The organism is Aquimarina litoralis, assembly GCF_039523995.1.
In the GTDB taxonomy this organism is placed as follows: domain Bacteria; phylum Bacteroidota; class Bacteroidia; order Flavobacteriales; family Flavobacteriaceae; genus Aquimarina; species Aquimarina litoralis.
The window spans coordinates 168169-194441 of record NZ_BAAAGE010000004.1 but is presented as its reverse complement, the minus strand read 5'-3'; the positions used below and the strand labels follow the sequence as shown (position 1 = coordinate 194441).

Here is a 26273-nt window from a genome sequence, read left to right as displayed (position 1 = left end):
ATAGAGTTATGTATAACGACAATATTAAAGACATACAAAACGTAATTACAAATTACTTTGAAGGCATTTTCTACGGAGATGCAAATAAATTAGAATCATGTTTTACAAACAATGCTATTATTTATGGCGATATAAACGGGGTTCCTTATAAAAAAAGCAGGAAAGAATATATAGAGGGAGTTAAAAACAGACAAAGTCCAAGTGAGCTAAATGAGGATTTTAAAATGGAGACCATAGGTATTGATATTCTCGGAAATATAGCCATGATTAAACTTCATGTACCCATGTTAGGTTATAATTATTATGATTATTTATCTCTCACAAAAATCAATGAAGACTGGAAAATCGTAAACAAGATTTTTACCCATGTGATTTAGAAAATATAAAATGTCTTTTTTTAATAAAGACTCATATTAAAATAAACATGTATGAGAGCTTTCTAATCAACCAGAAAGCTCTTTTTTACAGATACTGGAACACCCAAAGAGTTAAACCCTTCTAACCGAACCTCAAACTCTCCCTTAATATCAGAAGTAAAGAATCGAATAATCTTCTTCTTAGTTTCAAAAGTTATCTCTGGTTCCCATAATAGTTGATTTCTATAATCTGGAATTCGATCATATAGTTTTTCACCATTATATTTTTGTTTAAAATATTTCTTATTCTGAACCTTAATTTCTGGCAAATCAGCAGTAGCAATATATTCTGCAACTCTAGTTTCGGCGTAATCATTATTCTTGGTCTCCATCAATACTATTCCTCCAAATATCTTCGATCCTAAATAATATCGATCTCTGATATAGGAAATACTAACAAAATCCTTAGCCGCTGAATTTATAATTTTATCCTGATCTTGTTCAACGACACCATCAATTAACAATAAAGGTTTATAACCAATTTCTTCTTGATCAGGATAATAATCACGAATACCAAAAATATATTTCCCATTTTCGTCTTTTGTGGACCACATACCTTCTACAACTTCTACCAATGTCTCTTTTATAGTTGGGAAACGAGTATATTCATCTAATTTATAAGTATATATATCATATTTGCCATAAAAAGGAGCACTCTGCTCTTTTGTAATTAAGGTATCTGGTTTTGCCCCGTAATAGTTGTTTTCTATTTGATTATAAACACTTCTTTGAATGATCTTATCCTTTAATCCAGAAGTAATTTTAAACTGATAAAAGTTAAGATTATTAAAATCTATCTTAGGAATATCGTATAAACTAACCGTATAATCACTCCTATCTTCTCCTAATACTTCAACTAATAATTTATCGTTATCAGTATTTCTGTTCGGTAAATTCAAGACAAATTCACCAGCATCATCTGTAGAAACAAAATAAACTTCATTTTTTTCTTTAGGAAGAGATAATCCTAAGTCTTTTTTCAATGAAACTTTTTTATCTTCCTTAGCTTTAATCTTTCCATAAACCAATTCGCCTCTCATTTCTGGTAAAAAAACACTCGAGTTCACATTTACATCTTTTTTCAAAACAATTTGTTCATCTTTATTTTTTACAAAATCAATTGCTGATAAATCAGTTGATTTTACAAAAGTGTCTTTCCTAATTACAGAGATTGAGTATGAGCCTTCATAATCTTCAAATTGATTTTCTAGCGTCAGTGTTACTTTTTCTCGACATGCATATGCAGTTTTATCAAAGGACAATCGAATCTTATCGTCTGATGTATAAACCTTAGTATCTCCTTGCTCACCAGTATTTGTATTAGGTAAAATCCCATTTTTTGCAATAATATTTTCATTTACCTGATAAGGGTTAATTATACTAAGCTCGCCTTGATAAAAATGATTCTTGGCGTTAAGCATCCATTGTGTATAGGCTACAATTTTATAATTTCCAGAAGGAACAGATACAGGTATAAAAAAATCTCCATATCCTATTCCATCATTTAATTGTATTCTATGTTTAAAAATGTATTGTTCATCTTCATTTAACAACACTACATAAGCTACTTTACTAATATTTGTATAAGCATTATCTTCTGAATTAAAACAATAAATTTTGTAATGTAAATTCTCTCCTGAAAATAGTAGCGTGTTGTTATAATGCAAAAATAAAGTCTCTTGAGGAATCAATTTATATTTTAAAACCTCATCATCATTTTGTAACTTCTTTTTCTGCTGACTAGTTATAGTTGATACTATAAATAATAGGAGAAATGTTATATTTTTCATGTAATTGTTTTTTATTAGTTATTCTATCCAAAATTCTGGAGCCTCCGCATTACCTAAAGCCGTACAATCTCCACATTCACGAGGTATAAAAATAAAAGTGGGAAACTCTCCTGGCGGAGGTATAAAAGGACGAACTTTGAGTCTCACTTTATTTGTTATAAAACCTCTTAAAATTTGTAATCTTTCTTCAAGTGTAATATCAGGATTCGCTGGTTGAGGAGGAGTTACTTCTTCACAATCTAATTCGAAAGGAGGTAAATCTCCTAAAAAATCATCATGATCAAAAAATATTCTTTTTTGTGATAATGACGAAACATCAAAAAAGCCTAATGCCTTGTTACTCGGATCTGTCTCTACAAAAATATTTCCACCAATAAACCCTGGTTGTATCTGTGCAAAAATATTATCTGATCCCGAGAAGTCACTTAATACTCTATAAAATGATTGTGCTTCCTGTGTTTGTGTAAACTGATTTACCACTATACTATAACGTTCTGCGACCTCAATATCATCGGCAGGAATGAATCGGATCTGTAAATCCTGAATTCGATCTTCGGTAAGACCAGTAGTATTTACTAGATTTATATTATTGGATCTTTGGGTTTTATAACAAACTTTTTGACTCTCTGGTCTTTCTACTAGTCTAAAACCAATACCACCGGCAGTTACAAAAGACTCAACATCTACCGAGATCCATAATGGAGCTGTAACTCTATATGTCTCATCATAGGCAAAACGATAAAACTTTGAATTACCTGATGGATCAAAACTATTTACAAAAATTCCAATACCATCAACTCCATCGTCATTCAGCATTCTTTTTACATATACTTCATCTAGTGTTCCTTCTTGTGGTGCTATAACTTTATCAGATCGATAACTTAATCCGTTCTGTGTTCTAATACTCAATTGATATTCCTGGCCACTAACTGCTCTAAACTCTTGATCAGCCTCGTAGGTTCCTGGTTCAATTTCATTAAAAGTATAATTAGTTATCCCATTTTCAATTACTACTACCGTTGCACCAGTTTCAAAAATTGGTGTATCATCATCAAAACCTATTGTCCGTGAAAGAAATATGTTATGCTTTGTTAATTGATCTGTTATTCGTGCATTCACTACCAAAAAATCTTCTATATTCTCATTAGCTAAATCAAAAGGTTCAGTGCACGCATTTAAACCAAAGAAAAATAGAAACCCTATAAAACATCTTTTTCCTATCATCGTATTAATAAATATTATTCTATCCAAAATTCTGGAGCCTCCGCTTTACCTAAAGCCGTACAATCTCCACATTCACGAGGTATAAAAACAAAAGTTGGAAACTCTCCAGGAGGCGGTATATAAGGAGGAACTTTGAGTCTTGCCTTATTTGCAATAATAAAACCTCTTAAAATTTCCAATCTCTCTTCAATTGAAATGTTGCTATTAGCTGGTTGCGGAGGAACTACTTCTTCACAATCTAATTCGAAAGGAGGTAAATCACCTAAAAAATCATCATGGTCAAAAAATACTCTCTTCTGAGATAAAGACGAAACATCAAAAAAACCTAAAGCTTTAGTATCTGGATCATTCTCTAAAAATATGTTACCACCTATAAATCCTGGTTGTATTTGTGCAAAAAGATTATCCGAACCCGAAAAATCATCTAACACTCTATAAAAAGACTGTGCTTCCTGAGTTTGTATAAACTGATTTACAAGGATACTATATCGTTCTGCTACCACGATATCATCTGCAGGAATAAATCTAATTGGTAAATCCTGAATTCTATCCTCTGCAAACCCACTAGTATTTACAAGGTTTATATTGTTTGATAGTTGAGTTTGATAACAAACTTTTTGACTCTCTGGTCTTTCTACTAGTCTAAAACCAATGCCATCTGGAGTTAATTTTGGCTCAACATCTACGGAAATCCATAATGGAGCTGACACTCTAAAGGTTTCTTCATAACCAAAACGATAAAACTTTGAATTACCTGATGGATCAAAACTATTTACAAAAATTCCGACGCCATCAACTCCGTCTTCATTCCGCATTCTTTTTACATATACTTCATCGAGTGATCCTTGTTGTGGTGCTATAACTTTATCAGATCGATAACTTAATCCGTTCTGTGTTCTAATACTCAATTGATATTCCTGACCGCTAACTGCTCTAAACTCTTGATCAGATTCATATATCCCTGATTCAATTTCGCTAAAAGAATAATTGGTAGCGTTATTTTCGGTTACTACTATAGTGGCTCCTGATTCATAAATAGGTCTCACATTATTACCAAAACCTATGGTTCTAGAAAGTACTATTCTATGATTCGTTAGTTCATCTGTTATTCGTGCATTCACTACCAGAAAATCTTCTATGTTCTCATTAGATAAATCAAAAGGTTCCGTACATGCATTTAAACCAAATAAAACTAGAAAACCTAAAACAACTCTTCTAGAAAATGTTTCAAAATTACTTTGAAACAAAAAAAATCCTTTCTCTATCATACTAAAATTTTATTCTATCCAAAAATCAGGCGGTTCCGGCTTTCCTAAAATCGTGCAATCGCCACAAAGTCTTGGTACAAATACAATATTTGGCTCTCCATCTGGGTTTATTATAGGTGTAAATCTTAAAACCCTTAACCGATTATTCCTTATTAAGGTTGCTATTCTTATTCTAAATTCATTTACTGACTCTAGTCTTCCTCTTTCTGGAATAAATTCCTCACAATCATATTCAAACTTCGGTAAGCCTTCGAGAAAATCTTTTCTATTGAAAAAAATACGCTCTTCGGCTAAAGAAGATACATCAAAAAAGCCTACTACCTTTTCATCTGGATTATTTACCGATTTAATATTACCAGTTATAAATCCTGGTTGTATCTGTGAAAAAATATTTTCAGAACTAGAAAATTCATTCAACGTATTATAAAATGAGTGACTTGAAAGTGTCTGTACATATTGTTTAACCAAAATAGAATATCTATTTTCTACTCTTATATCATCTGCTGGAATAAAATTGACCATTTGATCCTCTATTCGATCTTCAATTAAGCCAGAAGTATTTACAAGACTTATCCTATTCGATCTTTGTGTTTTGTAACAAACTTGCTCTTCTTCTGGTCTTGAAGCAGTATCGAAGATCACCTCATTTCCCTGAACTGTCGCAATGAGGTCAGTAGCAATCCATAGAGGTGTTATTATTTGATATGTCTCTTCAAAATCATATCTGTAATACATAGAATTACCAAGTGGATCAAAACTATTCAAAAATATACCTATGCCTTCTACACCTTCATCATTTATAGTTCGTTTAGCATACACATTTTCAATTGATGTTGGTCCTGGAGCAATAACTTTTTCGGATTTATATATCATTCCATTTTGAGTAGTGATAGAAAGCTCATATTCTTTTCCTTCATTTACTCCAAAATCCTGTATTGACTTATATACTCCTGGTTCTATCTCCTCGAAGGTATATTCGGTCAAAGAATCTTCTTTAATAAGTATAGTAGCTCCAGTTTCAAAAACTGGTGTATCTGCCTCAAAACCTATTGTCCTGGATAATATCACTTCTTGTTTTCTGACTTGATCTGATATTGTAGCATTTACCACTAGTAAATCTTCAGTGAATAAATCATCAGCAATAAATGGCTCAGTACATCCATATAAACCCAAGAAAACAAACAGTATATAAACTAATCTATTGGCTTTAAAAAATTCAGCTATGTTATACCTCTTTTTCATTTGAGTTAAAATCTGAAATTATATGTAATGGATGGAACTGGAATTGAAAATATTGAAGATTGTAATCCTTTAACCTCTCCATCTTCGGTAACAAAAAACACTGAATAAGGATTATTTCTTCCTAAAACATTATATACCGAAACTGTCCAAAAACTATGAAAGAGCTTTTTCTTTTTGTGGTTTCCTTCTATATTAAACCCAATATCCAATCTATAAAAGTCTGGGATTCTAAATTCATTTCTATCACTAAATACGGTAAACTCGGCACCATTAAAATTAAACTGTCCTACGGGGTAGGTTATTGGTCTTCCCGTTTGATAAACAAAATTAGTAGAAAGGCTATATCTTTTTGTGAATTTATAATTAAGGACTAAACTAAAATCATGAGGCTTATCAAAATTAGAAGGAAAGAAATTACCATTGTTAATTTCTTCTTCGGAAAAAGGACTCTGAAATTTATTAAAAGATCTGGAATAGGTATATCCCAGCCAACCATATAGTTTTCCTTTCTGTTTTTTTACCAACAACTCTACGCCATAAGCCTTTCCTTTTCCTTGTAAAACTTCAGTCTCTATATTTTCATTGAGTAATACCTCGGCTCCTGTTTTAAAATCCACAATATTATTTAATCGCTTATAAAAACCTTCTAAACTAATCTCATACATATCATCCTTAAGATTTTTATAAAGTCCTAAAGAAAATTGATGAGAATTTTGCGGTTTTATGTTCAGATCTGATAATTTCCAAGTGTCTATTGGAGACGCTGTTGTATTATTAGATAATGAATGAATAAACTGAAATGATTTATTATAAGAAGCTTTTAATGAAAAATCCGGTGTAAATAAATATCTTCCTGCGATTCGATATTCTGCGCCATTGTAAGTTTTCATAATCTCATTATTTTCAAAGTTCCTAACTTCGGTAATACTTGCTTCTGTGCGCGGTGCTCCGGGGGCATATACATTTTGTGTTCCTGCTCCTAATGCATTATAAAGCGAATATCGTAAACCTGCATCAACTTTTATCTCTTTAGTAATGTCTATTTTTGCACCTATGTAACCAGCGGTTTCTAGAGCTTTTTCTTTTTCGATCTGAAGAGGAGCAACCGACGAATCACCATTTAAAGGTTCTATATTACCTGGATTAACGTTATATAGTTTATTCGATAAACCGTAATTAAACTTAATTTTATCCGAATATGTATAATCAAAATTTAGTTTAAGATGAGATTCATTTATGTCATATCCCAATTCAAAATCATCATTTGATTGTCCATCAAACTCAATATTGAACTTATACTGACTATTAGAAACTATTAGTTCTCCTCTGTTTTTGGCATCAAACTTATAATCCCATTGTAACGAAAATGCTCTATTATTATAAATAAAGAGAGAATCAGAGGTAATACTAAAATCATCTCTACTTGTATATCCAGTGATTTCAATTTTAGATTTATCTCCAATTTTATGATTGTACTTAGCCACTATATCATAAAAGGACGCTTCACTATTTTGTAATGCTTCATCATCCAATGATTCTAATATATAGTTTGCATACGCTCCTCTTCCTCCAATTAAAAAACCGGACTTATCCTTTACAATTGGAGTTTCTAATAAAATATTCCCTGTGACCGGTCCAATAGAAGCCTCTCCTTTAAACTTTGTCACACTGGCGTCTTTAGTTTTTAAATCAAAAACGGACGATAATCTACCACCATATTGTGCGGGTATATTATTCTTAAAAATATTCGCTTCATCTAATACAAAAGGATTTAGTGCAGAGAAAATACCAAAAAAATGTTGTGGACTATATACAACGGCATTATCCAGTAAAATAAGATTTTGATCTGATTTACCTCCTCTTACATTATACCCTATTCCTCCTTCTCCTGTAGTACTTATACCTGGTAAAGTAGTAGCAACTCGTAGTACATCACGTTCACCTAAAGCTAAAGGAATATTTTTAGATTCCTTAACATTTATCTCTGTTTTTGTTATAACCTCTTCTACATTATTATCCTTTTTCTTTTCAAGAAAAATAGCATCCAATTGTTCGATTTTTTCGCTTATTGTTGCATTTAATGTCCCATCTCCATAAAGTATAATCTTTTTTTGGTAACGTTCCATTCCCAAAGCATTGATCTCAAAATTATAACTACCTGGCGGTAGCGTTAATCGATAAAAACCATTACCATCAGATTTAATGTTTTTATTGGTACCATTAATAAGAATCAACGCCTCCTTTATCGGTTGATTATTAACTTTATTAGTTAATTTTCCCGAGATTTCATACTCTGATTTATTATCATTTTGTACTCTCTTACCGATTCTGATTGTTTCTATTTTCTGACTTAAAGAATTATTTCTATTACTTGACAAAACTGGCAAATCGACTTTCTTTTTAGTCTTTCGAATCGTTTTTGTGATGACAGTGTCGCGTTGCAAACCAAAAAACTGATCTGGAAGATAATCATAAACACTTTCATTTTTGGTAAGAATAATTCTGTTATCTAGAATGTAAAAATTAAGTACTGTATCCTTAAAAATTTCAATAAGGATATCTTTTATTTCTACATCTTGATAATTCCCTGATATCTTATCCTGATCTGCCAGCCAAGAATCCATGTAAAAAAATCTAAAATCTGTTTGATTTTCGATTAGAGAAAGTACGTTTGCAACATCCTCATCTTGATAATTTAATGATATCTTCTTTTCTTGTGAATAACTTAATGTATAAACAAAAAACAATAATAAAGGTATAATTCTTTTCATATCGGATCAGAACTAGTTAGAAATTGACGAATTAATTACATTTTCGAATAATCCTTTCATAAAAGAGTCAGGCTTATTTTTCCTTAATCTCCAATTTTCATAGTAATAATTACTAATCTGCTTCTTTAGATTTGGAAACAATTTCACAACATCTGACTTTGAGTTTACAGAATAATAGATCTCATCTTTTAATACTCCATACTTATGAGATCCCACGAAGTAATAATACAAATGTCGCTTCCGTCCTAATTGTTTTACTTTATTCCTTCTTACTTTCTTATACTTTTTTACTAAAAAAATGCTCTTGTTGTTATACAAAAGTTCAACAAAACCTTTCACATCTGTTTCAGACTTAATAAAATCTTCCAAACGTAAAAAACGATGTTCATTTATAGTAAACTCTGAAACTTTATCCTTTATTAACTTAAATAAGGAAACAACACCTTTAGATTTCAAACTAACAATAATATCATCAAATTCAAGATTATACTGTAAATCCAAATTATAGTAACTCTGATTATCGTAAACTACATTGCCTTTTAGAAATTTATCTGTTTTAAAATAGACATGTTTCCCCTCAAACAGAACACTTTTCTCTTTATCAAAATATTGTTTTCCATTATATAACGAAGTATGGTTTTGACCTATAGCTTTGTCAAACCAATCATAATAAAGGCTTTCTTTATTAACCTGACTAAAAAAAACAAATGGTAAGAATAAAAAAATGATCGTGCTTTTTATACTTTTCCCCATACAATTTGATTATTAAATGATATTTAAAATTACGTTTTTAATCTCTCTAAAATGAACTCTCTTTTGTTTATGACACTTGTAAAGCATATGTTACCCTATTTTTTTATTTTTCTTTAAATTCATTATTATTTCATTGTTTTTTCAATTAAAAAAAAGAAAACAATAATATTTAGCTTTACAAAATAACCCTCTTCATCACAGATTCGAAGATCTCATCAAATCGTTTACATAATTATTTATTTATCAACGTTATAAATAACTATATTTAATTCCTATTCACATCTCAATAAATCATCAAAAATGAATATTCACATTGTTGTAAGAACCACAATATTTTGCTTAGTCTTTAATTTTTTATCGTGTAATAAAAAAGATACAACATTGGTGTATGAGATTCCAAAAGAAAAACCAAAAGTCCCGTTAGCTATCAATTTAGATAGTATTAAAATAGATGGGGAACTAGGAGCTTTTTCGGTTAGCAAAAAAATATCTTCCGAAATAACAGGAGTTAATCTCATAACCTTTACTTTTTCTTCTGATAAACTATCCACCTTACAACCCGTGGATATCAAATTTAACTTTCCATCAATCGACATTAATGGATATTGGAATACAACCACTGCTGTCGATAAAGTGAATTATTATAATAGTAAAGTCTCTTCACGAATATCCAGTAATGCACCAATACTATGTTTTTATAATAATCAATTAGATAATCGAATCACCATTGCGCTCTCCGATGCTTTAAATAAATCCACTATTCAATCCTATTTAAAAGAGGAAGATGTACATTTCTATCCAACAATACGTTTATTTGAAGACAAGATGCCCAAAACCACATCTTACAGCGTAACCTTAAGGATAGATACTAGAAAGCTTCCTTACCATAAAACTATTGATGATGTTGCAAGTTGGTGGGCACAAAACCCTGATTACAAACCAATGTTTGTACCTGAAGATTCTAAAAAACCAATGTATTCTACTTGGTATAGTTATCATCAAAACATTTCTGCAAACGCTATTATAAGTGAGTGTAAAATTGCAAAATCCTTGGGATGCGAAGCTGTCATTATTGATGACGGATGGCAAACTAATGATAATAATCGCGGATATGCTTATACAGGAGATTGGACTCCAGATAGAATTCCTGAAATGAAAGAATTTGTAGAAGCTGTTCATAATGAGGACATGAAATTTATACTTTGGTATTCGCTTCCATTTGTTGGTGAGAAATCTAAAACATTCTCTCGTTTTAAAGGAAAATATCTACGCTATTGGGAAAGTCAAGGCACCTATGTACTAGATCCTCGTTATCCAGAAACGAGAGAATACATTATCAATACTTACGAGAAAGCCTTAAAAGAATGGAATATAGATGGTTTTAAATTAGATTTTATAGGTTGGTTTGTTGCTAAAGAAGATACAAAACTAACCAAAGAAGATGGACGTGATTTTGCAAGTGTAAGTAATGCCACCGAAAAACTCATGACCGATATTACGGCTAGATTGTCCTCATTAAAACCAAACATTTTAATCGAGTTTAGGCAACCATATATTGGACCCATCATGAGAAAATATGGGAATATGTTTAGAGGAGTTGACGCTCCTAACAATGCAATTGCTAATCGATTAGAAGTAACAAATCTTAGAATACTATCCCAAAACACTGCAGTGCATAGTGACATGTTTATTTGGAGAAATGAAGAAACTCCAGAAATAGCAGCTTTGCAAATTCTGAATATATTATATAGTGTTCCACAATTATCTGTAAAGTTAAATGAAGTTCCAGAAGAGCATCTTACAATGATAAGACATTGGTTTTCCTACTGGAATGAAAATCGAGAAGTATTACTTGATGGAAATTTTATCCCTTCTAATCCTGCATCTAACTATCCCCACCTTACCTCTATAAAAAATGGAGTTCAAATCACCACTTTATATGAAGACACTCCTGTTTTATTAGATGATAATATTGAACGATTGGATATCATTAACGCCAAATCCACAAATGAAATTTTTCTTAAAACCGAAACTCAATTCAATGGAAAAATGATAGTATCAGATTGCTATGGTACTCTTATATATGAACAAGAGGTTGCATGTGAAAAAGGCATCATAGAAATACAAGTTCCAAAATCCGGATATGTACGTTTCACAAAGTAATTATCATAAATCAATTCCATATGTGTTTCCTACAAATTGGTCTTATAAATTTGTTAAGGAATCATTTCCAATGATTCCTTTTACTTAAATTACGCGATCAAATTAACACAAATGAAGATTTTTTTTACCTCTACACTTTTTTTATTTTCAATAATAACTAGCGCACAAACGAATCCAAAAATCTATGACATTATCAATGCCGTTTCTAGCGAAAGAATAGAAGCAGATATTAAAACATTGGCTGGTTTTGGTACCAGACATACGCTAAGTGATACAGTTTCCAGTACTAGAGGAATTGGTGCCGCCAGAAGATGGATCAAATCTGAATTCGAAAGCATATCTAAAACATGTAATAATTGTTTGGAAGTTTTTTATCAAAAAGACCTTGTTAAAAAGGGAACAAATCAACGTATTACCAAAGATGTAATGGTTGTAAATGTAGTAGCCATACAACGAGGAACTAAGTACCCTAATCGCTTCATCATTATGAGTGGAGATATCGATTCCCGCATTTCTGATCCAAATAACTTTACTGATGATGCTCCTGGTGCTAATGATAATGCAACAGGAATGGCTGGAGCGATTGAAGCGGCAAGAGTACTGTCCAAATACAAATTTGAAAGTAGTATTATTTATGTAGGCCTTTCTGGAGAAGAACAAGGACTGTTTGGAGGAAAAGGATTAGCCAACTATGCTAAAAAGAACAATTGGAATATTGTTGGAGTTATGAATAATGATATGATTGGTAATATCGAAGGCGTAGATGGTGTTATCGATAATAGAACATTTAGAATTTTCTCTGAACCAACCAATCTAACTGACAATGAAAGAACAGTTAAGAACAGACGTTTTTATGGAGGCGAAGTCGATGGGATATCACGTCAGTTGGCTAGATATATTTATAAAACTACTAAAACCTACATGCCAGAAATGAATCCTATGATGATCTATCGACTAGATAGATTTGGTCGTGGTGGTCATCATCGGCCGTTTAATGATGCTGGATTCGCAGGAATTAGAATTATGGAAGCTCACGAAAACTATACGCAACAACACCAAGATATTAGAAAAGAAGATGGGATTGCATATGGAGATGTAGTAGAACATGTAAACTTTGAATATGCAGCTAAACTAACTGCGGTTAATGCGATCAATCTTGCATCCATTGCATGGGCACCACCAACTCCAACAGAAGTTAAAATTGGTGGAATAGTAGAACCTTCTGTGAAATTTAAATGGAAAAAATCTAATGACCCTAATATCCAAGGGTATAAAATTTACTGGAGAGACACTACATCACCTACCTGGGATTATAGTAGATTTGTTGGTAATGTAGATAACTTTGTACTCGAAGGTATTGTTATTGATAATTACTTTTTTGGCATAGCAACCGTAGGGAAAAATGGATTTGAAAGTCCCGTTGTGTTTCCAACTGCTATTTTTAGAAAGTAAATAGAGTATGTTCTAAATTAAATTATTAATGTGTAACAACTTAAATGTAAACGTGTGAAATTCTTAAACATCTTCTTCATCATCTCGCTATTATGTACATTTTCTTGTAAACAAGAAAATGTAAAAGAAAAATCATCCGTAAATGTTGATATAGCAGAAAAATTATCCATTGAAACCAAGGGAAAAGTTGTTATTCATGAGAATTTCAAATCTAAAAATGTAATCCCAAGAAACGTAGAAGTGTTCTTACCTAGTGGCTATGATACTTCAAATAAGAAATACAAAGTACTGTACATGCATGATGGACAGAATGTTTTTAACCCTAAAACTTCTTATACAGGTATCGATTGGGGAGTAGATGAAACAATAGATAGCTTAATAAAAACAGGAAGCATCAAAAATACTATTGTTGTTGCCCCTTGGAATACAGAAAGAAAGCGCTTTTCAGAATACATGCCAGAAGCTCCAGCAGAAGCTACAAACAATCCCGAAGCAAAAGCAGCTTTAAAACAAAATACAGGATTCGATTCTTTATATTCTGATGAATATTTGAAATTTCTGGTTGAAGAATTAAAACCCTTTATTGATAAAACCTATAATGTATCCACTAAAATGGAAGATACTTCAATTATGGGATCTTCAATGGGTGGATTAATATCGTTATACGGAATATGCAAATATCCAGAAGTTTTTGGAGCTGCTGGATGTGTTTCTACTCATTGGCCAGTTCCTATTTTGGGCGAAGCCTATATCAAAACCCTACCGTCTACTCTACCCGATCCTAAAACACATAAAATATATTTTGATTTTGGAACCGAAGGTTTAGATGCTCAATATGAGCCTTTTCAGAAACAAGTGGATCAAATGATGAAAGATAAAGGGTATGAAGAAGGCAAGAACTGGATCACCAAAAAATTTGAAGGAGATGGTCATAATGAGAAAAGTTGGAATGAACGCGTACATATCCCATTAGAGTTCCTTTTACAATAAATTAAATTGAAGATGAATAAGTTTTTTTTAGTAGTATGTCTTATGTGCTCAAGTCTTTCAATTATTGGACAGACATCTCTTTTTGATTCGCATCAAAAGTTTACAAGACAAGACACTTTAAGAGGTTCTATTACGCCAGAAAGATCATGGTGGGATCTTACCTATTATCATCTAGACATCACTGTTGATCCCGAAGAAAAAACGATTAAAGGTAAAAATACAATTCAATACAAAGTATTGGAAAATCAAAGCACATTACAAGTAGATTTACAGCCTCCATTAATCATAGAAAAAGTAGAACAAGACGGAAAACCTTTAAAAGTTCGTTCTGAAAAAAATGCTCACTTTATAGAATTGATCAAGAAACAGAAAAAAGGAAGTATTAATTCGATAATTGTTCACTACAGTGGAAAACCAAGAGAAGCCATAAGAGCTCCTTGGGATGGCGGTATTTCCTGGAAAAAAGATACAAATGGTAAACACTTCGTAGCATCCTCATGTCAAGGATTAGGGGCAAGTGTTTGGTGGCCCAATAAAGATCATATGTACGATGAAGTAGATAGTATGTTGGTGAGTGTTACTGTGCCAAAAGATTTAATGAATATATCTAATGGAAGACTCCGTAAGATTGAAGAGCGAAACCCAAATACAAAGACATATAATTGGTTTGTTAATAATCCAATAAACAATTATGGCGTAAACATTAATATTGGGGATTACGTACATTTTGGAGAAAAATATGATGGAGAAAAAGGTCTGCTTGATATGGATTATTATGTGTTAAGAGATAATCTAGAGGCTGCTAAGAAACAATTTAAAGATGCGCCAAAAATGATGAAAGCTTTCGAACATTGGTTTGGCCCCTACCCTTTTTATGAGGATAGCTTTAAACTGGTAGAAGTTCCCTATTTAGGGATGGAGCATCAAAGTTCTGTGACTTATGGCAATCAATATAAAAATGGATACCTTGGTAAGGATCTATCTGATACTGGTTGGGGATTAAAATTTGATTTTATCATTATTCATGAATCAGGTCATGAATGGTTTGCTAATAATATTACCAATAAAGATATTGCTGATATGTGGATACATGAAAGTTTCACCGCATATTCAGAAAATTTATTTCTAGACTATTATTATGGTAAAGAAGCTTCAGCTGCATATGTTATAGGTACTCGTAAAAGAATTAGCAATGATAAGCCCATTATAGGTCATTATGATGTGAATAGTGAAGGATCAGGAGATATGTATTATAAAGGTGCTAATATGCTACATACATTACGCCAACTTATAGAAGATGATGAGAAATGGAGATCTATATTACGTGGATTAAACAAAAAGTTTTATCATAAAACAGTAACTACAAAAGAAATTGAAGATTATATAAGTGAGCAATCAAAAATTGACCTCACTGAATTTTTTAATCAATATTTACGAGATACTAGAATTCCTACTTTGGAATATCGTAGAGATACTAAAGAGCTTAAATATCGATATATCGATATTGTTAAAGGTTTTGATATGCCCGTGCGATTAAAAATAGATGGGAAAGACAAATGGATACAGCCAAAAGCTTCTTGGCAAACTCTTCAGGTAAAAGCTAGCAAAATAGATATAGACCCTAATTTTTATGTAAAAGGAAAATCTATATAATCAAATACACATTCATCTCTAAAACTTTAAATCTGTGAAAATATATTTCCCTCAATGGCAAGGATCTGGCACTGGTAAAACCATCGAATATGGTGCACAAACTATTTTAGAATATGTAGAAGATCCAGGATTTATTAAAATTCCATTATCTAGTATTGAAGCAGGTCCAAATGGAGAGAAAAAGCACGACATTAATAACTATGATGCGATTTTCGAACAACTAACACGTCTTAAAAATAAAGTTGATGCAGAACAACCTAAAACTATTACTACCATTGGAGGAGATTGTGGATTAGAGATTGTTCCTGTTTCGTATCTAAATACACTCTATCCAAATATGGGAGTTATCTGGTTTGATGCACATGCCGATATTAACCGCCCTTGCGATTCTCCTAGCTGTAATTTTCATGGCATGCCGCTTAGAACCTTACTAGGTGAAGGTTCAGAGCATATGAACCCGTTACTTTTTTCTACTATTACCGCTTCTCAAATTCATTATATTGGAGTTAGAGATATAGATAGTACAGAACAAACTAGAATTGAAGATGGTAATATTTATGCCCCTGAAAAAGTAAACATTCTAGATCTTGTAAGTACTTTACAATCTAAAAAAATCACACATCTTTATCTTCACTTCGACTTTGATTGTTTAGAACCCAATGATTATGACAAAACATATTATCAAGTTTCTGAAGGTGTAAAAATTCTTGAGGCTGAAAATTATATTCAGACGTTAGAAGAACATTTCACCATTGTAGGAAGTAGTGTCTTGGAATCTGTTACAACAGAAATTTCCGAATTAACTCCTATCAAAAAAATCATTAACTTTTTAGTCTAATTTAGGTCTTTATTAATTTGTAATTTTTATGTCTGGAGGTAATTGGAAAGATATGCTATTAGCATCACAAACTGGAGATCTAGAGTTGGTAAAATATTACGTTACTAATGGTATAGATATTAATTATCAACATCCTGAGGCGATGACCACACCGCTAATAGAAAGTATACGATTTGGTAATCTTTCTATTGCTAAATATCTCTTAGAACATGGTGCTGATATTAATGCTAAAGAAGGCTTTAGTGGAGATACTGCTTTATCTTTAGCGAAAGAAAAATCAAATATCAAAGCTTTAGAGTTGCTAAAGACCTACCTTACAAACTAATATTTACAAGTACATATTATCTAGAATTAATATAAAGACTCTTATAAAAAAGTTATTTAAGATAACTTTCTCATCTGTTTAAAAGCTTACCCTTTATCTTTAGATAAAACAAAAACTATGTTTGCTATATTTAAGAAGAAAACTGAGAAAGAGCGTTTACAAAAAAAGTATAAAACGTTGATGGAAGAATCGTATAAGTTGTCTCATACCAATCGAAAGGCTAGTGACGAAAAACAAGCCGAAGCCGCTGAGATCTTAGAACAGATAGAAAAATTACCTGAGTAGATAAATAATCATTAATTCTGTGAATACATATCTATTTTTAATTTTTATTGGATTGACGACTCCTTCTCTCACCATCTTTGATTTTAAAAAAACTAATAAACTTTCCGATTGGATTGTTGTTAACGACGGCGTAATGGGAGGCTTATCTAAAGGTAAAATAACGCTGAATGATAAAGGAAATGCTATTTTCTCTGGTACCGTTTCTTTAGAAAACAATGGTGGATTTTCGATGGTGCGGTATCGATTCTCAACCAAAAAAGTAAAAGGGTATACAAAAGCCTTGATTACGTTAAAAGGTGATCAAAAGAGATATCAATTTAGAGTTAAAACGAATACCTATGATCGTCATTCATACATAACTCATTTCGAAACTTCAGGAGAATGGCAAACTATTGAAATACCATTATCCGAAATGTATCCAGCTTTTAGAGGTGTATCGTTGGATATGCAAAACTACCCTTCTATACAAATGGAAGAAATAGCATTTTTAATTGGCAACAAAAAACAAGAAAATTTTAGATTAGAAATCGACAAAATCGTGTTAGAATAGATTTAATCTAATTTTTTAATTGTATTTCTCGCAAGTTTTCCATTCTGTTACGCTCTAAAAATGCATCAATTGTCTCAAAATGTTCAATTACTCTTTTCTCTTTAAACTCAAATACTTTATTAGATAATCCTGAAAGAAAATCTCTATCGTGCGATACTAGAATTAATGTTCCATCGAAAGCCATTAGAGCTTCTTTTAATACATCTTTAGATCTAATATCTAGGTGATTTGTAGGCTCATCTAGGATCAGTACATTCACGGGTTCCAAAAGTAATTTAACCATCGCCAATCTAGTTCTTTCTCCTCCAGAAAGAACACCCACTTTTTTATCAATATTGTCACCACTAAACATAAATTGTCCCAAAATATTCTTGATTTGAGTCCTCACATCTCCTTTAGCAACTTCATCAACTGTCTGAAAAACTGTGAGATTTGGATCTAACAATGAGGCTTGGTTTTGAGCAAAATATCCTACTTTGGCATTATGCCCTAAAGCACATTCACCTTCAAAATCAATTTCTCCCATAATAGCTTTTATCATTGTTGACTTCCCTTCTCCGTTACGACCTACAAAAGATACTTTCTCTCCTCTAGCAATCGACATACTTGCCTCTTTAAAAACAACATGATCTCCATACTTTTTAGACAATTCTTTTGCAATCACAGGATAATCCCCAGATCTGGCAGAAGGAGGAAATCGAAGTTTTAAAGATGAGTTGTCCACTTCATCAATTTCTATTAACTCTAATTTTTCCAACATTCGCTCCCTAGAATTCACCTGATTTGTTTTCGAATAAGTTCCTTTAAACCTTTCGATAAACTGTTTGGTATCTGCTATAAACTTTTGTTGCTCTTGATAAGCTTTAATCTGATGAGATCTTCGCTCTTCTCTTAATTGTAAATAATGAGAGTAATTAGCCTTATAATCATAAATTCTACCCATTGTAACTTCTATAGTTCTATTCGTAATATTATCTATAAAAGCTTTATCATGGGAAATTACTATAACAGCTTTAGCTTTATTTTTTAAAAAATCTTCCAACCATATTACAGATTCAATATCTACATGATTGGTTGGCTCATCTAACAAAATTAAATCAGGTTTTTGTAATAGAATTTTAGCAAGTTCAATCCTCATTCTCCATCCACCACTGAACTCACTGGTTGGTCTGGTAAAATCCTCTCTTTTAAAACCTAATCCTTGCAATGCTTTTTCTACTTCAGCATCATAATTCACCTCTTCAATTGCATAAAACTTTTCTCCTAAATCAGTTACCTTTTGGATGATTCCCATATATTCCTCAGAATCATAATCTGTTCGAGTTTCTAATTCCTTATTTAACCGATCTATTTCCTGCTGCATTTCATGAATCTCACTAAAAGCTTTAGAAGCTTCTTCGAATACTGAACAATTATCATCTGTAAGTAAATGCTGTGGTAAGTAAGCAATCACAGTTTCTTTAGGACATCTAACATTACCTCTGGTTGCTTTTTGAGCACCTGCAATGATTTTCATCATAGTGGACTTTCCGGCCCCATTTTTACCCATTAAAGCGATCTTGTCGTTTTCGTTGATAACAAAAGAAACATTGTTAAACAAGGTTGTTCCACTAAACTCTACCGCTAATCCATCTACAGAAATCATATGTTTTCATTTTTAAAAATGCAAAACTATAAAAAAGGTTGAGATCAACGAAAATCATTGTCATAGAATTACTTCATATCTATGGAAACCTTAACAACATTAAAGCTTTCGGGAAAAAGCCCCATCTAAAACTGGTGATACACCTATACAAAAACCGTTATTTACTCATTGACTAACAACTAGTTAATAAATAATTTTGTCTACAACATGGTATTTCCGGAACACCTTAATCAATTAGTTAAATACTTTTAAAACTTAAAAAAATGAAAAAATCAATTTTTAAACCGTTTATCCTTGTTGGAATACTTAGTATTTCACTTTTATCTTGTGAAAACAAAGAAGAAGAATTATACGATGATTCTGTACAAGAACTACAAGATAGTCCAACGAAAGATGCAAAATATATCAATGAATTAACTCAAACATCCTTTGAAGTAGCCAAAATCCAAAAAGATGGTCATGAATATCATTTTATTGCGCTAGGAGACGATGATGAGATGATTGTTGCAGAAACGCTTTATGGTGAAGCCGCTAATAATAAAGAAGAAAGCTTACATAGTATTGATCAATCGCCTTTTAATTTATTTATTTCTTTGACAAAGACATCCGTATCTATTCCTGATCGTATAGCTAAGACAGCTTCGACATCAGAATTGCAATCGTCTGGCAGACAAATAGAAAACAATGCAGCATTATTAGAAATCAATGACCCTAATTATACGAATATTGATCAAAAGTCTTGTTATGATATAGGAGCAACCACATTTATGAATTCTTACTGTGGTGGTGTTCCTGTAACTTCTACACCAACTGATATTAGATTTTGCGATAATGGACTATGGAATTCGCTAACTCGTAGTTCTTTTTACGGTGGTGATTGGAAAGAATTAGACGACACCTATACTAGAACGAATGTGGTATGTGGTTTAACAAGATTGCAATTTTACGCTTGGGAAAATACAGCTTCCTGGCCATTTAGTGACTGGAAATGGGTGCTAAAATATCAGGTAGATTTACCAAATGGGTACTGGTATTACTACTACTACACATCTACAAATACAGAACGACAAGTAAAACGTACAAGACCATATAATACTGGAAACTTTAGAGCATATACGAGGTTCTACTAGATTAATGTATTACACAAAATTATTCAACCCATGCTATACTAATTATAGTATGGGTTCTTTTATGAAATTTATCTATTTTTTGTACATTCCATAAAAGAATTCAAAGCTTATGTTTGCACGTTATTTATGGATATGGATTTGCTGTTTCATGATGGGTTCTACCCTTTCGGTAAATGCTCAGAATAAAATAGAAAAAGAATATCGTATTAAACCTTCACAGGTACCAAAAGAAGCATTGGATTTTATTAAAAAATGTCCTTTCAAGAAAAAAATTAAATGGTATATCGAAGAAAGTCAAAATGGGAAAAGTATCGAAGCCAAAACTTTTTATCAAAAAAGAAAATATAGTATCGAGTTTACGAGCGAAGGCGAGCCCGAAGATATAGAGATAAAAATTCCTTTCTCAGAACTATCCATCGATTTAAAAAAAACAATTCAATCTTCTTTAGATAGTATTTTCGCAAAATCAAAAATCAAAAAAACCCAAGTACAATGGGTAAGTGATCGCGCTACCTTAATTTCATTGATAAATAAGAAAAACGTCAAAGCAGCTTACGCAACAAACTATGAACTAATTGTAAAAGGTAAAAAAGAGAAACATTCTCATTATTATGAATTACTTTATTCTAATGATGGAGTTTTATTAAAGATGTTACGAGTAGTAAATGATAACACTGATAATCTGCTATATTAGTGATGAAGAAAAGACTTTATTTGCTTATCGTTTTCTGTATGTGTTGCTTAAATAGCTATACGAATGCCCAAACATCATTTACTACTGGACTATTACCTAAAATCGTAATCTCTCATAAAATTTCGGATCGTTTCAAATTAATTAATAGTATCGAATCTCGTCAACAACTTTGGGAACATAGTCCTTCAGAAGAGTTTTCGTACAAATACCTCTTAACTGATATAACCAACATTCTCTCTTACAAACTATCATCTGATCATGTTTTTAATGTTGGCTATCTGTTGCGCATTGAAAAAGATGAACTTGTGCATCGTTCTATATTTCAGTATTCCATAGCCCAACAATTAGAAGCTATTCGAATAGCTCATCGTTTTGTAACTGATCAAACATTCAATGAAAAAGAATCTCCAGAATTCAGACTACGATATAGATTTACTGTAGAAATCCCTTTTAATGGATATAGAGTTGATCCCAAAGAATTTTACTTAAAAATTAATAACGAATATCTTGGATCGTATCAAGCTTCCAATTCAGATTTAGAACTACGATTAATTCCTTTTCTAGGTTATAATATGAATGATAAAAGTAAAATTGAAATAGGTCCGGATTATAGAATTAGTCAATTTCTTAATTCACCTACTAAAAATAGATTATGGTTAAGTATCAATTATTATCATGCCTTTACAAACAAAAAATAAGAAACCTATATGAAACCCAAACCAGAACTGTATTTTAAAAATGATAAGGAATGGAGAAATTGGTTACATCAAAATCATGCAGCAAGTGATGGTATCTATTTAATTTTTTATAAAGTAGAAAGTGATCATCCTAGTATGCGCTGGGAAGAAGCTGTAAAAGTAGCTCTTTGTTATGGTTGGATAGATTCTACGGTTAAAAAAATTGATCACGAAAAAAGAAGGCAATATTTCTGCCCGAGAAAACCTAAAAGTGTTTGGAGTAAAGTAAATAAAACCTACATCATAGATTTAATAAAAGAAAATTTAATGCATGAAAGTGGACTAAAATCCATTAAAATCGCTAAAGAAAATGGATCTTGGATTGCACTTGACAATGTAGAAAATGGCATTATACCACAAGACCTACAAACAGCTTTCGACCAATCACCAGTAGCATTTAATAACTACCAAGGATTTTCTAAAAGCTATAGAAAAAATTATTTGTATTGGCTTTATCAGGCAAAACGACCCGAAACAAGAGATAAAAGAATAAAAGAAATCATCAGGCTTTGTAAAGCTAATATCAAAGCTAGAGATCAAGGAAGATAAATAAAAAGAGAAATATTGACATTCTTACTTAACAACACTTTAAGACATTTTGATTTCTTTATCTTTATTTTAGAATTAAAACAACCAAACAAATGCAACTAGCACAAGTAAATATAGCAGAAATGCTAGCTCCTATAGATGATCCTATCATGGCTGATTTTGTAAATAATCTAGATCGTATTAATGAATTAGGTGAAAAAAGTGATGGTTTCGTATGGAGGTTAAAAGGAGATGAAGGAAATGCAACTGCTCTTACAGTTTTTGACAATTTATTCTTAATCATCAACATGTCTGTCTGGGAAAGTATGCAAGACCTATTTAATTTCACATATCAATCTGCACACGTAGAAATTCTAAAACGTAAGAAAGAATGGTTTCATAAAATGCCTCGAATGCATATGGCTTTTTGGTACGTAGAAAATGGCCATGAACCTAGCCCATCAGAAGCGAAAGAGCGATTATATTACCTACAAGAACACGGCGAAACGCCTTATGCTTTTTCTTTTAAAAGTAAGTTTACTTCAGAAGATGCTACCAATTACCAAAAGTTATAACACTCGATATACATGGCTGCAATTATCTCTATAAAACCTCTCGGGTTTACCTGGCAAACTCAGGATCCTTTTTTATTCTGCGCTTATCATGAAGATCTATATCCAAAAGGTAATCACCTATTAGGGCCAGATGCTTCTTTAGAAGGAAGAAATATAGGGCAAGATTTCCAAGGAAAAGATGGATGGAGAATGTATCATGGTCAGACCGTACCAGGCTTTCCTGCACATCCGCATCGTGGGTTTGAAACAGTAACGATTGTACAAAAAGGACTGGTGGATCACTCAGATTCTTTGGGAGCTGCTGGGCGTTTTAGTAATGGTGACGTGCAATGGATGACGGCAGGAAAAGGAGTGCAACATTCTGAAATGTTTCCGCTTCTTAATACAGATCAGGAAAATCCATTCTTACTATTTCAGATTTGGCTAAATCTTCCAAAGGCAAATAAAATGGTAGCCCCGCATTTTAAAATGTTATGGAATGAAGAAATCCCAAAGCTTACCAAAGTAGATGATAATAATCTTTCTACAGAAATTACATTAATTGCTGGTAGTCTTGATACAACTCATGCAATTGATCCTGCTCCAGATTCTTGGGCAGCTGATACTAATAATGAAATTGCTATTTGGACAATTAAAATGGCTCCTAACGCTACTTACACCTTTCCAAACGCTTCTAAAGATGCTAATCGTTCTCTCTATTTCTTCAAAGGAGATGAGATCATTGTTGATGGATATAAAATCTCGGTTAATCATGAAATTAGAGTCCATGCCGATAAAGAACTAACCATTACCAATGGAAATACCGAAGCACATTTTCTATTGCTACAAGGAAAACCTATAAATGAACCTGTTGTTCAACAAGGGCCTTTTGTGATGAATAATCATAATGAAATAATGGATGCTATTTTAGAATATCAACAAACCGAATTTGGTGGTTGGCCTTGGCCAAGTCATGACCATGTACATGAAAAATCAAAAGGCCGTTTTGCTCTATATCCTGATGGAACAGAAATTATTAAACCTAGTTAAAGCTTTAAAATAACAACATTTCACATACTATATTCATAGTTTTCAAAAGATTCTCCTTTTAAAACTATGATTAAAGTACTATCTTTATTAATGGAATCAAAAAAGTTAAGTATTTAAATAATGAAAGCTTATGCCAAAAAAAATACTTTGTTTACTTCCATTACTCCCTATATTTTTTATAATCCAATCTTGTTCAAAACCTTCATTATTAGATGAAAACGAAAAAAAATGGTTAGCTCAAAATGATAGTATAACAGTTGCTATATATCCATACTATCCGCCTTATCAATTTATTAATGAACAGAATCAAATCGATGGTATTTTTATCGAATATCTAGAACTCGTTGAACAAAAAATCAACTATAAATTCAAAAGAAAAAGATATGATGATTGGCCCAAGCTATTAGAAGGTGTTAAAAATAATGATGCCAGCCTAATATTAGAAATACAACAATCTGATGAAAAAGAATACTATTTAAAGTTTTATGAACCTCTTTTCGAATCTCAAAATGTAATTGTTACTAGAGACAATGTAGATTTCGGAAATGATGTAGAAAGTCTTGCAGGAAAATCTATTGTCTTACCCCAAGGCTATGCTATCACTGAAAATCTAAGAAAGAAATATCCTAATTTTAATATTATAACACTATATGATGAACTTACTTGCTTGTCCAAAGTGAACGCAGGTGATTATGATGCTACTATTAGTCCTAAAGCAGTAGCTAACTACTATATCCGATCAAAAAAAATGGATAATCTAAAAATAAAGTCTGGGACTGACTTATATTATGAACCTGGTTTTGCTATTAATCAAACTAATACTGTTTTAGACGGTATTATTTCAAAAACAATTTCCAAAATCACCAAAGAAGAAAAACAAGCCATCGTAAACAACTGGTTTTATAGCAATGTCATTCCATTTTACAGAACTTCTAAATTTTGGACCATTATCGCATTGGTAGCGTTATTGTCGTTATTATTTGGTATGTCATTTAATTCGTATCTAAAGTATAAAATCAAACAAAGAACTGATGAATTGATGATTGCCAAGGATATTGCTGAAGAAAGTAATCGATTAAAAACAAACTTTATTTATAATATCCCTCAAGAAATTAGAACTCCAATGAATGGAATCATAGGGTTATCCGAGTTTCTTAATAATGAAGATCTAAGTCTTGAAGACAGGAAAAAATATACTCAAATGATTATCGGAAATAGTAAAGAATTACTCTCTATTATAGATAATATTTTAGAAATCTCTCAATTACAAACAAATAGATTTACACTAAGACTCATCGAAGTTAATCTTCAGAATGTATTTCAAAACCTAATTTCTAATTATAAAATAAAAGCAGAAGAAAAAAACATTGAATTCCTTATAGAAAATAAGTTAAAAGATCAAGAAAACATAGTATTGATGGATCGCCCGAAATTAAACAAAATCTTAAATGTTCTTATCGATAATGCTATTAGATATACGGAGGGCGGATCTATTAAACTTTCCTGCAATGTAGAAGAAGAATTTTTAACAATTTCAGTTGTGGATACAGGTATCGGTATTAGTGAAACTACTAAAAATAAAATAATAGAAAGTTTATCAATACCATCTAGTACAGATAAAACAATTGGTGATTATAGTGGAATGGGACTAGGACTAACCATTGCAAAAAAGAATACAGATTTTATTGGAGGACAACTACGGGTAACTAGTGAAAAAAATAAGGGTACTTCCTTTACCTTAAAAGTGCCTTATAATCCATTAAAAAAAATAAGTGCTAAGACAACACAAACATCCAAACCTGCTGCCAAGCCAGAAAAGAACATTATATTAATTGCTGAAGATGGAGAAACCAATTTTCTATTTCTAAAAACCATTCTTACTAAAATGAACGATTACGACTTTACGATATATCGTGCTAAAAACGGAAAAGAAGCGGTTTCAATTTGCCAGGAAAATAAAAATATTGACTTAGTACTAATGGATATCAAAATGCCAGTTATGGATGGATATGATGCTACTGCTTATATAAAAAAAATGAGACCCAATTTACCCGTAATTGCGCAGACCGCTTACTCTATAGAAGAAGATATTCAAAAAGCTCTGGATGCAGGATGCGATGATTTTGTGTCCAAACCTGTAGACAGAAAAATTTTAAAGCCCATTCTAAATAAATATTTTTCTGTACTCAATAAAAGAAACAAAGCTTCTTAAATC

General features: G+C 31.8%; 23 protein-coding genes. 16 read left to right on the top strand and 7 right to left on the bottom strand.

Features of this window, described 5'->3' with window-relative positions; all coding sequences use genetic code 11:
• Positions 1 to 8: 8 nt before the first annotated feature.
• Entirely contained in the window at positions 9 to 377 is a 369-nt protein-coding gene (locus ABD077_RS19880) for a nuclear transport factor 2 family protein (RefSeq protein WP_343913986.1), read from the top strand.
• A gap of 62 nt (positions 378 to 439) precedes the next feature.
• On the opposite strand, the gene ABD077_RS19875 is transcribed toward ABD077_RS19880, so the two are convergent.
• The 6 genes from ABD077_RS19875 to ABD077_RS19850 are packed head-to-tail and all read right to left on the bottom strand — an operon-like array spanning position 440 to position 9464.
• Positions 440 to 2206 (bottom strand): hypothetical protein, encoded by a 1767-nt coding sequence (locus ABD077_RS19875; protein WP_343913985.1) that lies wholly within the window; start codon positions 2204 to 2206, stop codon positions 440 to 442.
• 18 nt (positions 2207 to 2224) lie between these two features.
• Complete coding sequence (locus tag ABD077_RS19870; RefSeq protein ID WP_343913984.1) at positions 2225 to 3430, bottom strand: DUF4249 domain-containing protein; 1206 nt, start codon at positions 3428 to 3430, stop codon at positions 2225 to 2227.
• Positions 3431 to 3444: 14 nt separating this feature from the next.
• A complete protein-coding gene (locus ABD077_RS19865) occupies positions 3445 to 4698 on the bottom strand; it encodes a DUF4249 domain-containing protein (RefSeq protein ID WP_343913983.1) in 1254 nt (417 codons plus the stop codon).
• A 9-nt stretch (positions 4699 to 4707) separates the two neighbouring features.
• Positions 4708 to 5940, bottom strand: a complete 1233-nt coding sequence (locus ABD077_RS19860) for a DUF4249 domain-containing protein (RefSeq protein ID WP_343913982.1) — start codon at positions 5938 to 5940, stop codon at positions 4708 to 4710.
• A 5-nt stretch (positions 5941 to 5945) separates the two neighbouring features.
• Complete coding sequence (locus tag ABD077_RS19855; protein ID WP_343913981.1) at positions 5946 to 8711, bottom strand: TonB-dependent receptor; 2766 nt, start codon at positions 8709 to 8711, stop codon at positions 5946 to 5948.
• 12 nt (positions 8712 to 8723) lie between these two features.
• On the bottom strand, positions 8724 to 9464 hold the full coding sequence (locus tag ABD077_RS19850; RefSeq protein WP_343913980.1) for a hypothetical protein: 741 nt from the start codon (positions 9462 to 9464) through the stop codon (positions 8724 to 8726).
• 300 nt (positions 9465 to 9764) lie between these two features.
• Here ABD077_RS19850 and ABD077_RS19845 point away from each other — a divergent pair, with 300 nt between their 5' ends.
• The 8 genes from ABD077_RS19845 (at position 9765) to ABD077_RS19810 (ending at position 17720) form a co-directional block, all read left to right on the top strand.
• Positions 9765 to 11627 carry a glycoside hydrolase family 36 protein gene (locus ABD077_RS19845; protein WP_343913979.1) on the top strand — a complete coding sequence of 621 codons (1863 nt, stop codon included), beginning with the start codon at positions 9765 to 9767 and terminating at the stop codon, positions 11625 to 11627.
• Positions 11628 to 11738: 111 nt separating this feature from the next.
• Entirely contained in the window at positions 11739 to 13079 is a 1341-nt protein-coding gene (locus ABD077_RS19840) for a M28 family peptidase (protein WP_343913978.1), read from the top strand.
• A gap of 54 nt (positions 13080 to 13133) precedes the next feature.
• Positions 13134 to 14069, top strand: a complete 936-nt coding sequence (locus tag ABD077_RS19835; RefSeq protein WP_343913977.1) for an alpha/beta hydrolase — start codon at positions 13134 to 13136, stop codon at positions 14067 to 14069.
• Between the two features lie 12 nt (positions 14070 to 14081).
• Positions 14082 to 15722 carry a M1 family metallopeptidase gene (locus ABD077_RS19830; RefSeq protein ID WP_425545899.1) on the top strand — a complete coding sequence of 547 codons (1641 nt, stop codon included), beginning with the start codon at positions 14082 to 14084 and terminating at the stop codon, positions 15720 to 15722.
• 34 nt (positions 15723 to 15756) lie between these two features.
• On the top strand, positions 15757 to 16560 hold the full coding sequence (locus tag ABD077_RS19825) for an arginase family protein (protein ID WP_343913976.1): 804 nt from the start codon (positions 15757 to 15759) through the stop codon (positions 16558 to 16560).
• Between the two features lie 28 nt (positions 16561 to 16588).
• The gene (locus tag ABD077_RS19820; protein ID WP_343913975.1) at positions 16589 to 16885 is read left to right on the top strand and encodes an ankyrin repeat domain-containing protein; all 297 of its coding nucleotides are present in this window, start codon (positions 16589 to 16591) and stop codon (positions 16883 to 16885) included.
• A gap of 117 nt (positions 16886 to 17002) precedes the next feature.
• Positions 17003 to 17170: a Lacal_2735 family protein gene (locus tag ABD077_RS19815; protein WP_343913974.1), complete on the top strand. Its 168-nt coding sequence runs from the start codon at positions 17003 to 17005 to the stop codon at positions 17168 to 17170.
• 19 nt (positions 17171 to 17189) lie between these two features.
• Complete coding sequence (locus ABD077_RS19810; protein WP_343913973.1) at positions 17190 to 17720, top strand: CIA30 family protein; 531 nt, start codon at positions 17190 to 17192, stop codon at positions 17718 to 17720.
• A gap of 7 nt (positions 17721 to 17727) precedes the next feature.
• On the opposite strand, the gene ABD077_RS19805 is transcribed toward ABD077_RS19810, so the two are convergent.
• On the bottom strand, positions 17728 to 19365 hold the full coding sequence (locus tag ABD077_RS19805) for an ABC-F family ATP-binding cassette domain-containing protein (protein WP_299607672.1): 1638 nt from the start codon (positions 19363 to 19365) through the stop codon (positions 17728 to 17730).
• A 263-nt stretch (positions 19366 to 19628) separates the two neighbouring features.
• On the opposite strand from ABD077_RS19805, the gene ABD077_RS19800 reads away from it, so the two are divergent.
• The 7 genes from ABD077_RS19800 to ABD077_RS19770 all read left to right on the top strand — a co-directional run bounded on the left by ABD077_RS19800 (position 19629) and on the right by ABD077_RS19770 (position 26270).
• A complete protein-coding gene (locus tag ABD077_RS19800) occupies positions 19629 to 20495 on the top strand; it encodes a hypothetical protein (protein WP_343913972.1) in 867 nt (288 codons plus the stop codon).
• 109 nt (positions 20496 to 20604) lie between these two features.
• A complete protein-coding gene (locus ABD077_RS19795; protein ID WP_343913971.1) occupies positions 20605 to 21189 on the top strand; it encodes a hypothetical protein in 585 nt (194 codons plus the stop codon).
• A gap of 2 nt (positions 21190 to 21191) precedes the next feature.
• Positions 21192 to 21887 carry a DUF2490 domain-containing protein gene (locus ABD077_RS19790; RefSeq protein ID WP_343913970.1) on the top strand — a complete coding sequence of 232 codons (696 nt, stop codon included), beginning with the start codon at positions 21192 to 21194 and terminating at the stop codon, positions 21885 to 21887.
• Between the two features lie 9 nt (positions 21888 to 21896).
• A complete protein-coding gene (locus tag ABD077_RS19785; RefSeq protein ID WP_343913969.1) occupies positions 21897 to 22475 on the top strand; it encodes a YdeI/OmpD-associated family protein in 579 nt (192 codons plus the stop codon).
• A 92-nt stretch (positions 22476 to 22567) separates the two neighbouring features.
• Complete coding sequence (locus ABD077_RS19780; RefSeq protein ID WP_343913968.1) at positions 22568 to 23029, top strand: DUF3291 domain-containing protein; 462 nt, start codon at positions 22568 to 22570, stop codon at positions 23027 to 23029.
• A gap of 12 nt (positions 23030 to 23041) precedes the next feature.
• A complete protein-coding gene (locus tag ABD077_RS19775) occupies positions 23042 to 24058 on the top strand; it encodes a pirin family protein (RefSeq protein ID WP_343913967.1) in 1017 nt (338 codons plus the stop codon).
• Positions 24059 to 24188: 130 nt separating this feature from the next.
• Complete coding sequence (locus ABD077_RS19770) at positions 24189 to 26270, top strand: hybrid sensor histidine kinase/response regulator (protein WP_343913966.1); 2082 nt, start codon at positions 24189 to 24191, stop codon at positions 26268 to 26270.
• Positions 26271 to 26273 lie beyond the last annotated feature (3 nt).

Excerpts from the sequence above, each read along its gene's own strand:
- ABD077_RS19880 (WP_343913986.1), top strand. The coding sequence starts at position 9 with ATGTATAACGACAATATTAAAGACATACAAAACGTAATTACAAATTAC.
- ABD077_RS19875 (WP_343913985.1), bottom strand. The coding sequence starts at position 2,206 with ATGAAAAATATAACATTTCTCCTATTATTTATAGTATCAACTATAACT.
- ABD077_RS19870 (WP_343913984.1), bottom strand. The coding sequence starts at position 3,430 with ATGATAGGAAAAAGATGTTTTATAGGGTTTCTATTTTTCTTTGGTTTA.
- ABD077_RS19865 (WP_343913983.1), bottom strand. The coding sequence starts at position 4,698 with ATGATAGAGAAAGGATTTTTTTTGTTTCAAAGTAATTTTGAAACATTT.
- ABD077_RS19860 (WP_343913982.1), bottom strand. The coding sequence starts at position 5,940 with ATGAAAAAGAGGTATAACATAGCTGAATTTTTTAAAGCCAATAGATTA.
- ABD077_RS19855 (WP_343913981.1), bottom strand. The coding sequence starts at position 8,711 with ATGAAAAGAATTATACCTTTATTATTGTTTTTTGTTTATACATTAAGT.
- ABD077_RS19850 (WP_343913980.1), bottom strand. The coding sequence starts at position 9,464 with ATGGGGAAAAGTATAAAAAGCACGATCATTTTTTTATTCTTACCATTT.
- ABD077_RS19845 (WP_343913979.1), top strand. The coding sequence starts at position 9,765 with ATGAATATTCACATTGTTGTAAGAACCACAATATTTTGCTTAGTCTTT.
- ABD077_RS19840 (WP_343913978.1), top strand. The coding sequence starts at position 11,739 with ATGAAGATTTTTTTTACCTCTACACTTTTTTTATTTTCAATAATAACT.
- ABD077_RS19830 (WP_425545899.1), top strand. The coding sequence starts at position 14,082 with ATGAATAAGTTTTTTTTAGTAGTATGTCTTATGTGCTCAAGTCTTTCA.
- ABD077_RS19820 (WP_343913975.1), top strand. The coding sequence starts at position 16,589 with ATGTCTGGAGGTAATTGGAAAGATATGCTATTAGCATCACAAACTGGA.
- ABD077_RS19815 (WP_343913974.1), top strand. The coding sequence starts at position 17,003 with ATGTTTGCTATATTTAAGAAGAAAACTGAGAAAGAGCGTTTACAAAAA.
- ABD077_RS19805 (WP_299607672.1), bottom strand. The coding sequence starts at position 19,365 with ATGATTTCTGTAGATGGATTAGCGGTAGAGTTTAGTGGAACAACCTTG.
- ABD077_RS19800 (WP_343913972.1), top strand. The coding sequence starts at position 19,629 with ATGAAAAAATCAATTTTTAAACCGTTTATCCTTGTTGGAATACTTAGT.
- ABD077_RS19795 (WP_343913971.1), top strand. The coding sequence starts at position 20,605 with ATGTTTGCACGTTATTTATGGATATGGATTTGCTGTTTCATGATGGGT.
- ABD077_RS19790 (WP_343913970.1), top strand. The coding sequence starts at position 21,192 with ATGAAGAAAAGACTTTATTTGCTTATCGTTTTCTGTATGTGTTGCTTA.
- ABD077_RS19785 (WP_343913969.1), top strand. The coding sequence starts at position 21,897 with ATGAAACCCAAACCAGAACTGTATTTTAAAAATGATAAGGAATGGAGA.
- ABD077_RS19780 (WP_343913968.1), top strand. The coding sequence starts at position 22,568 with ATGCAACTAGCACAAGTAAATATAGCAGAAATGCTAGCTCCTATAGAT.
- ABD077_RS19775 (WP_343913967.1), top strand. The coding sequence starts at position 23,042 with ATGGCTGCAATTATCTCTATAAAACCTCTCGGGTTTACCTGGCAAACT.
- ABD077_RS19770 (WP_343913966.1), top strand. The coding sequence starts at position 24,189 with ATGCCAAAAAAAATACTTTGTTTACTTCCATTACTCCCTATATTTTTT.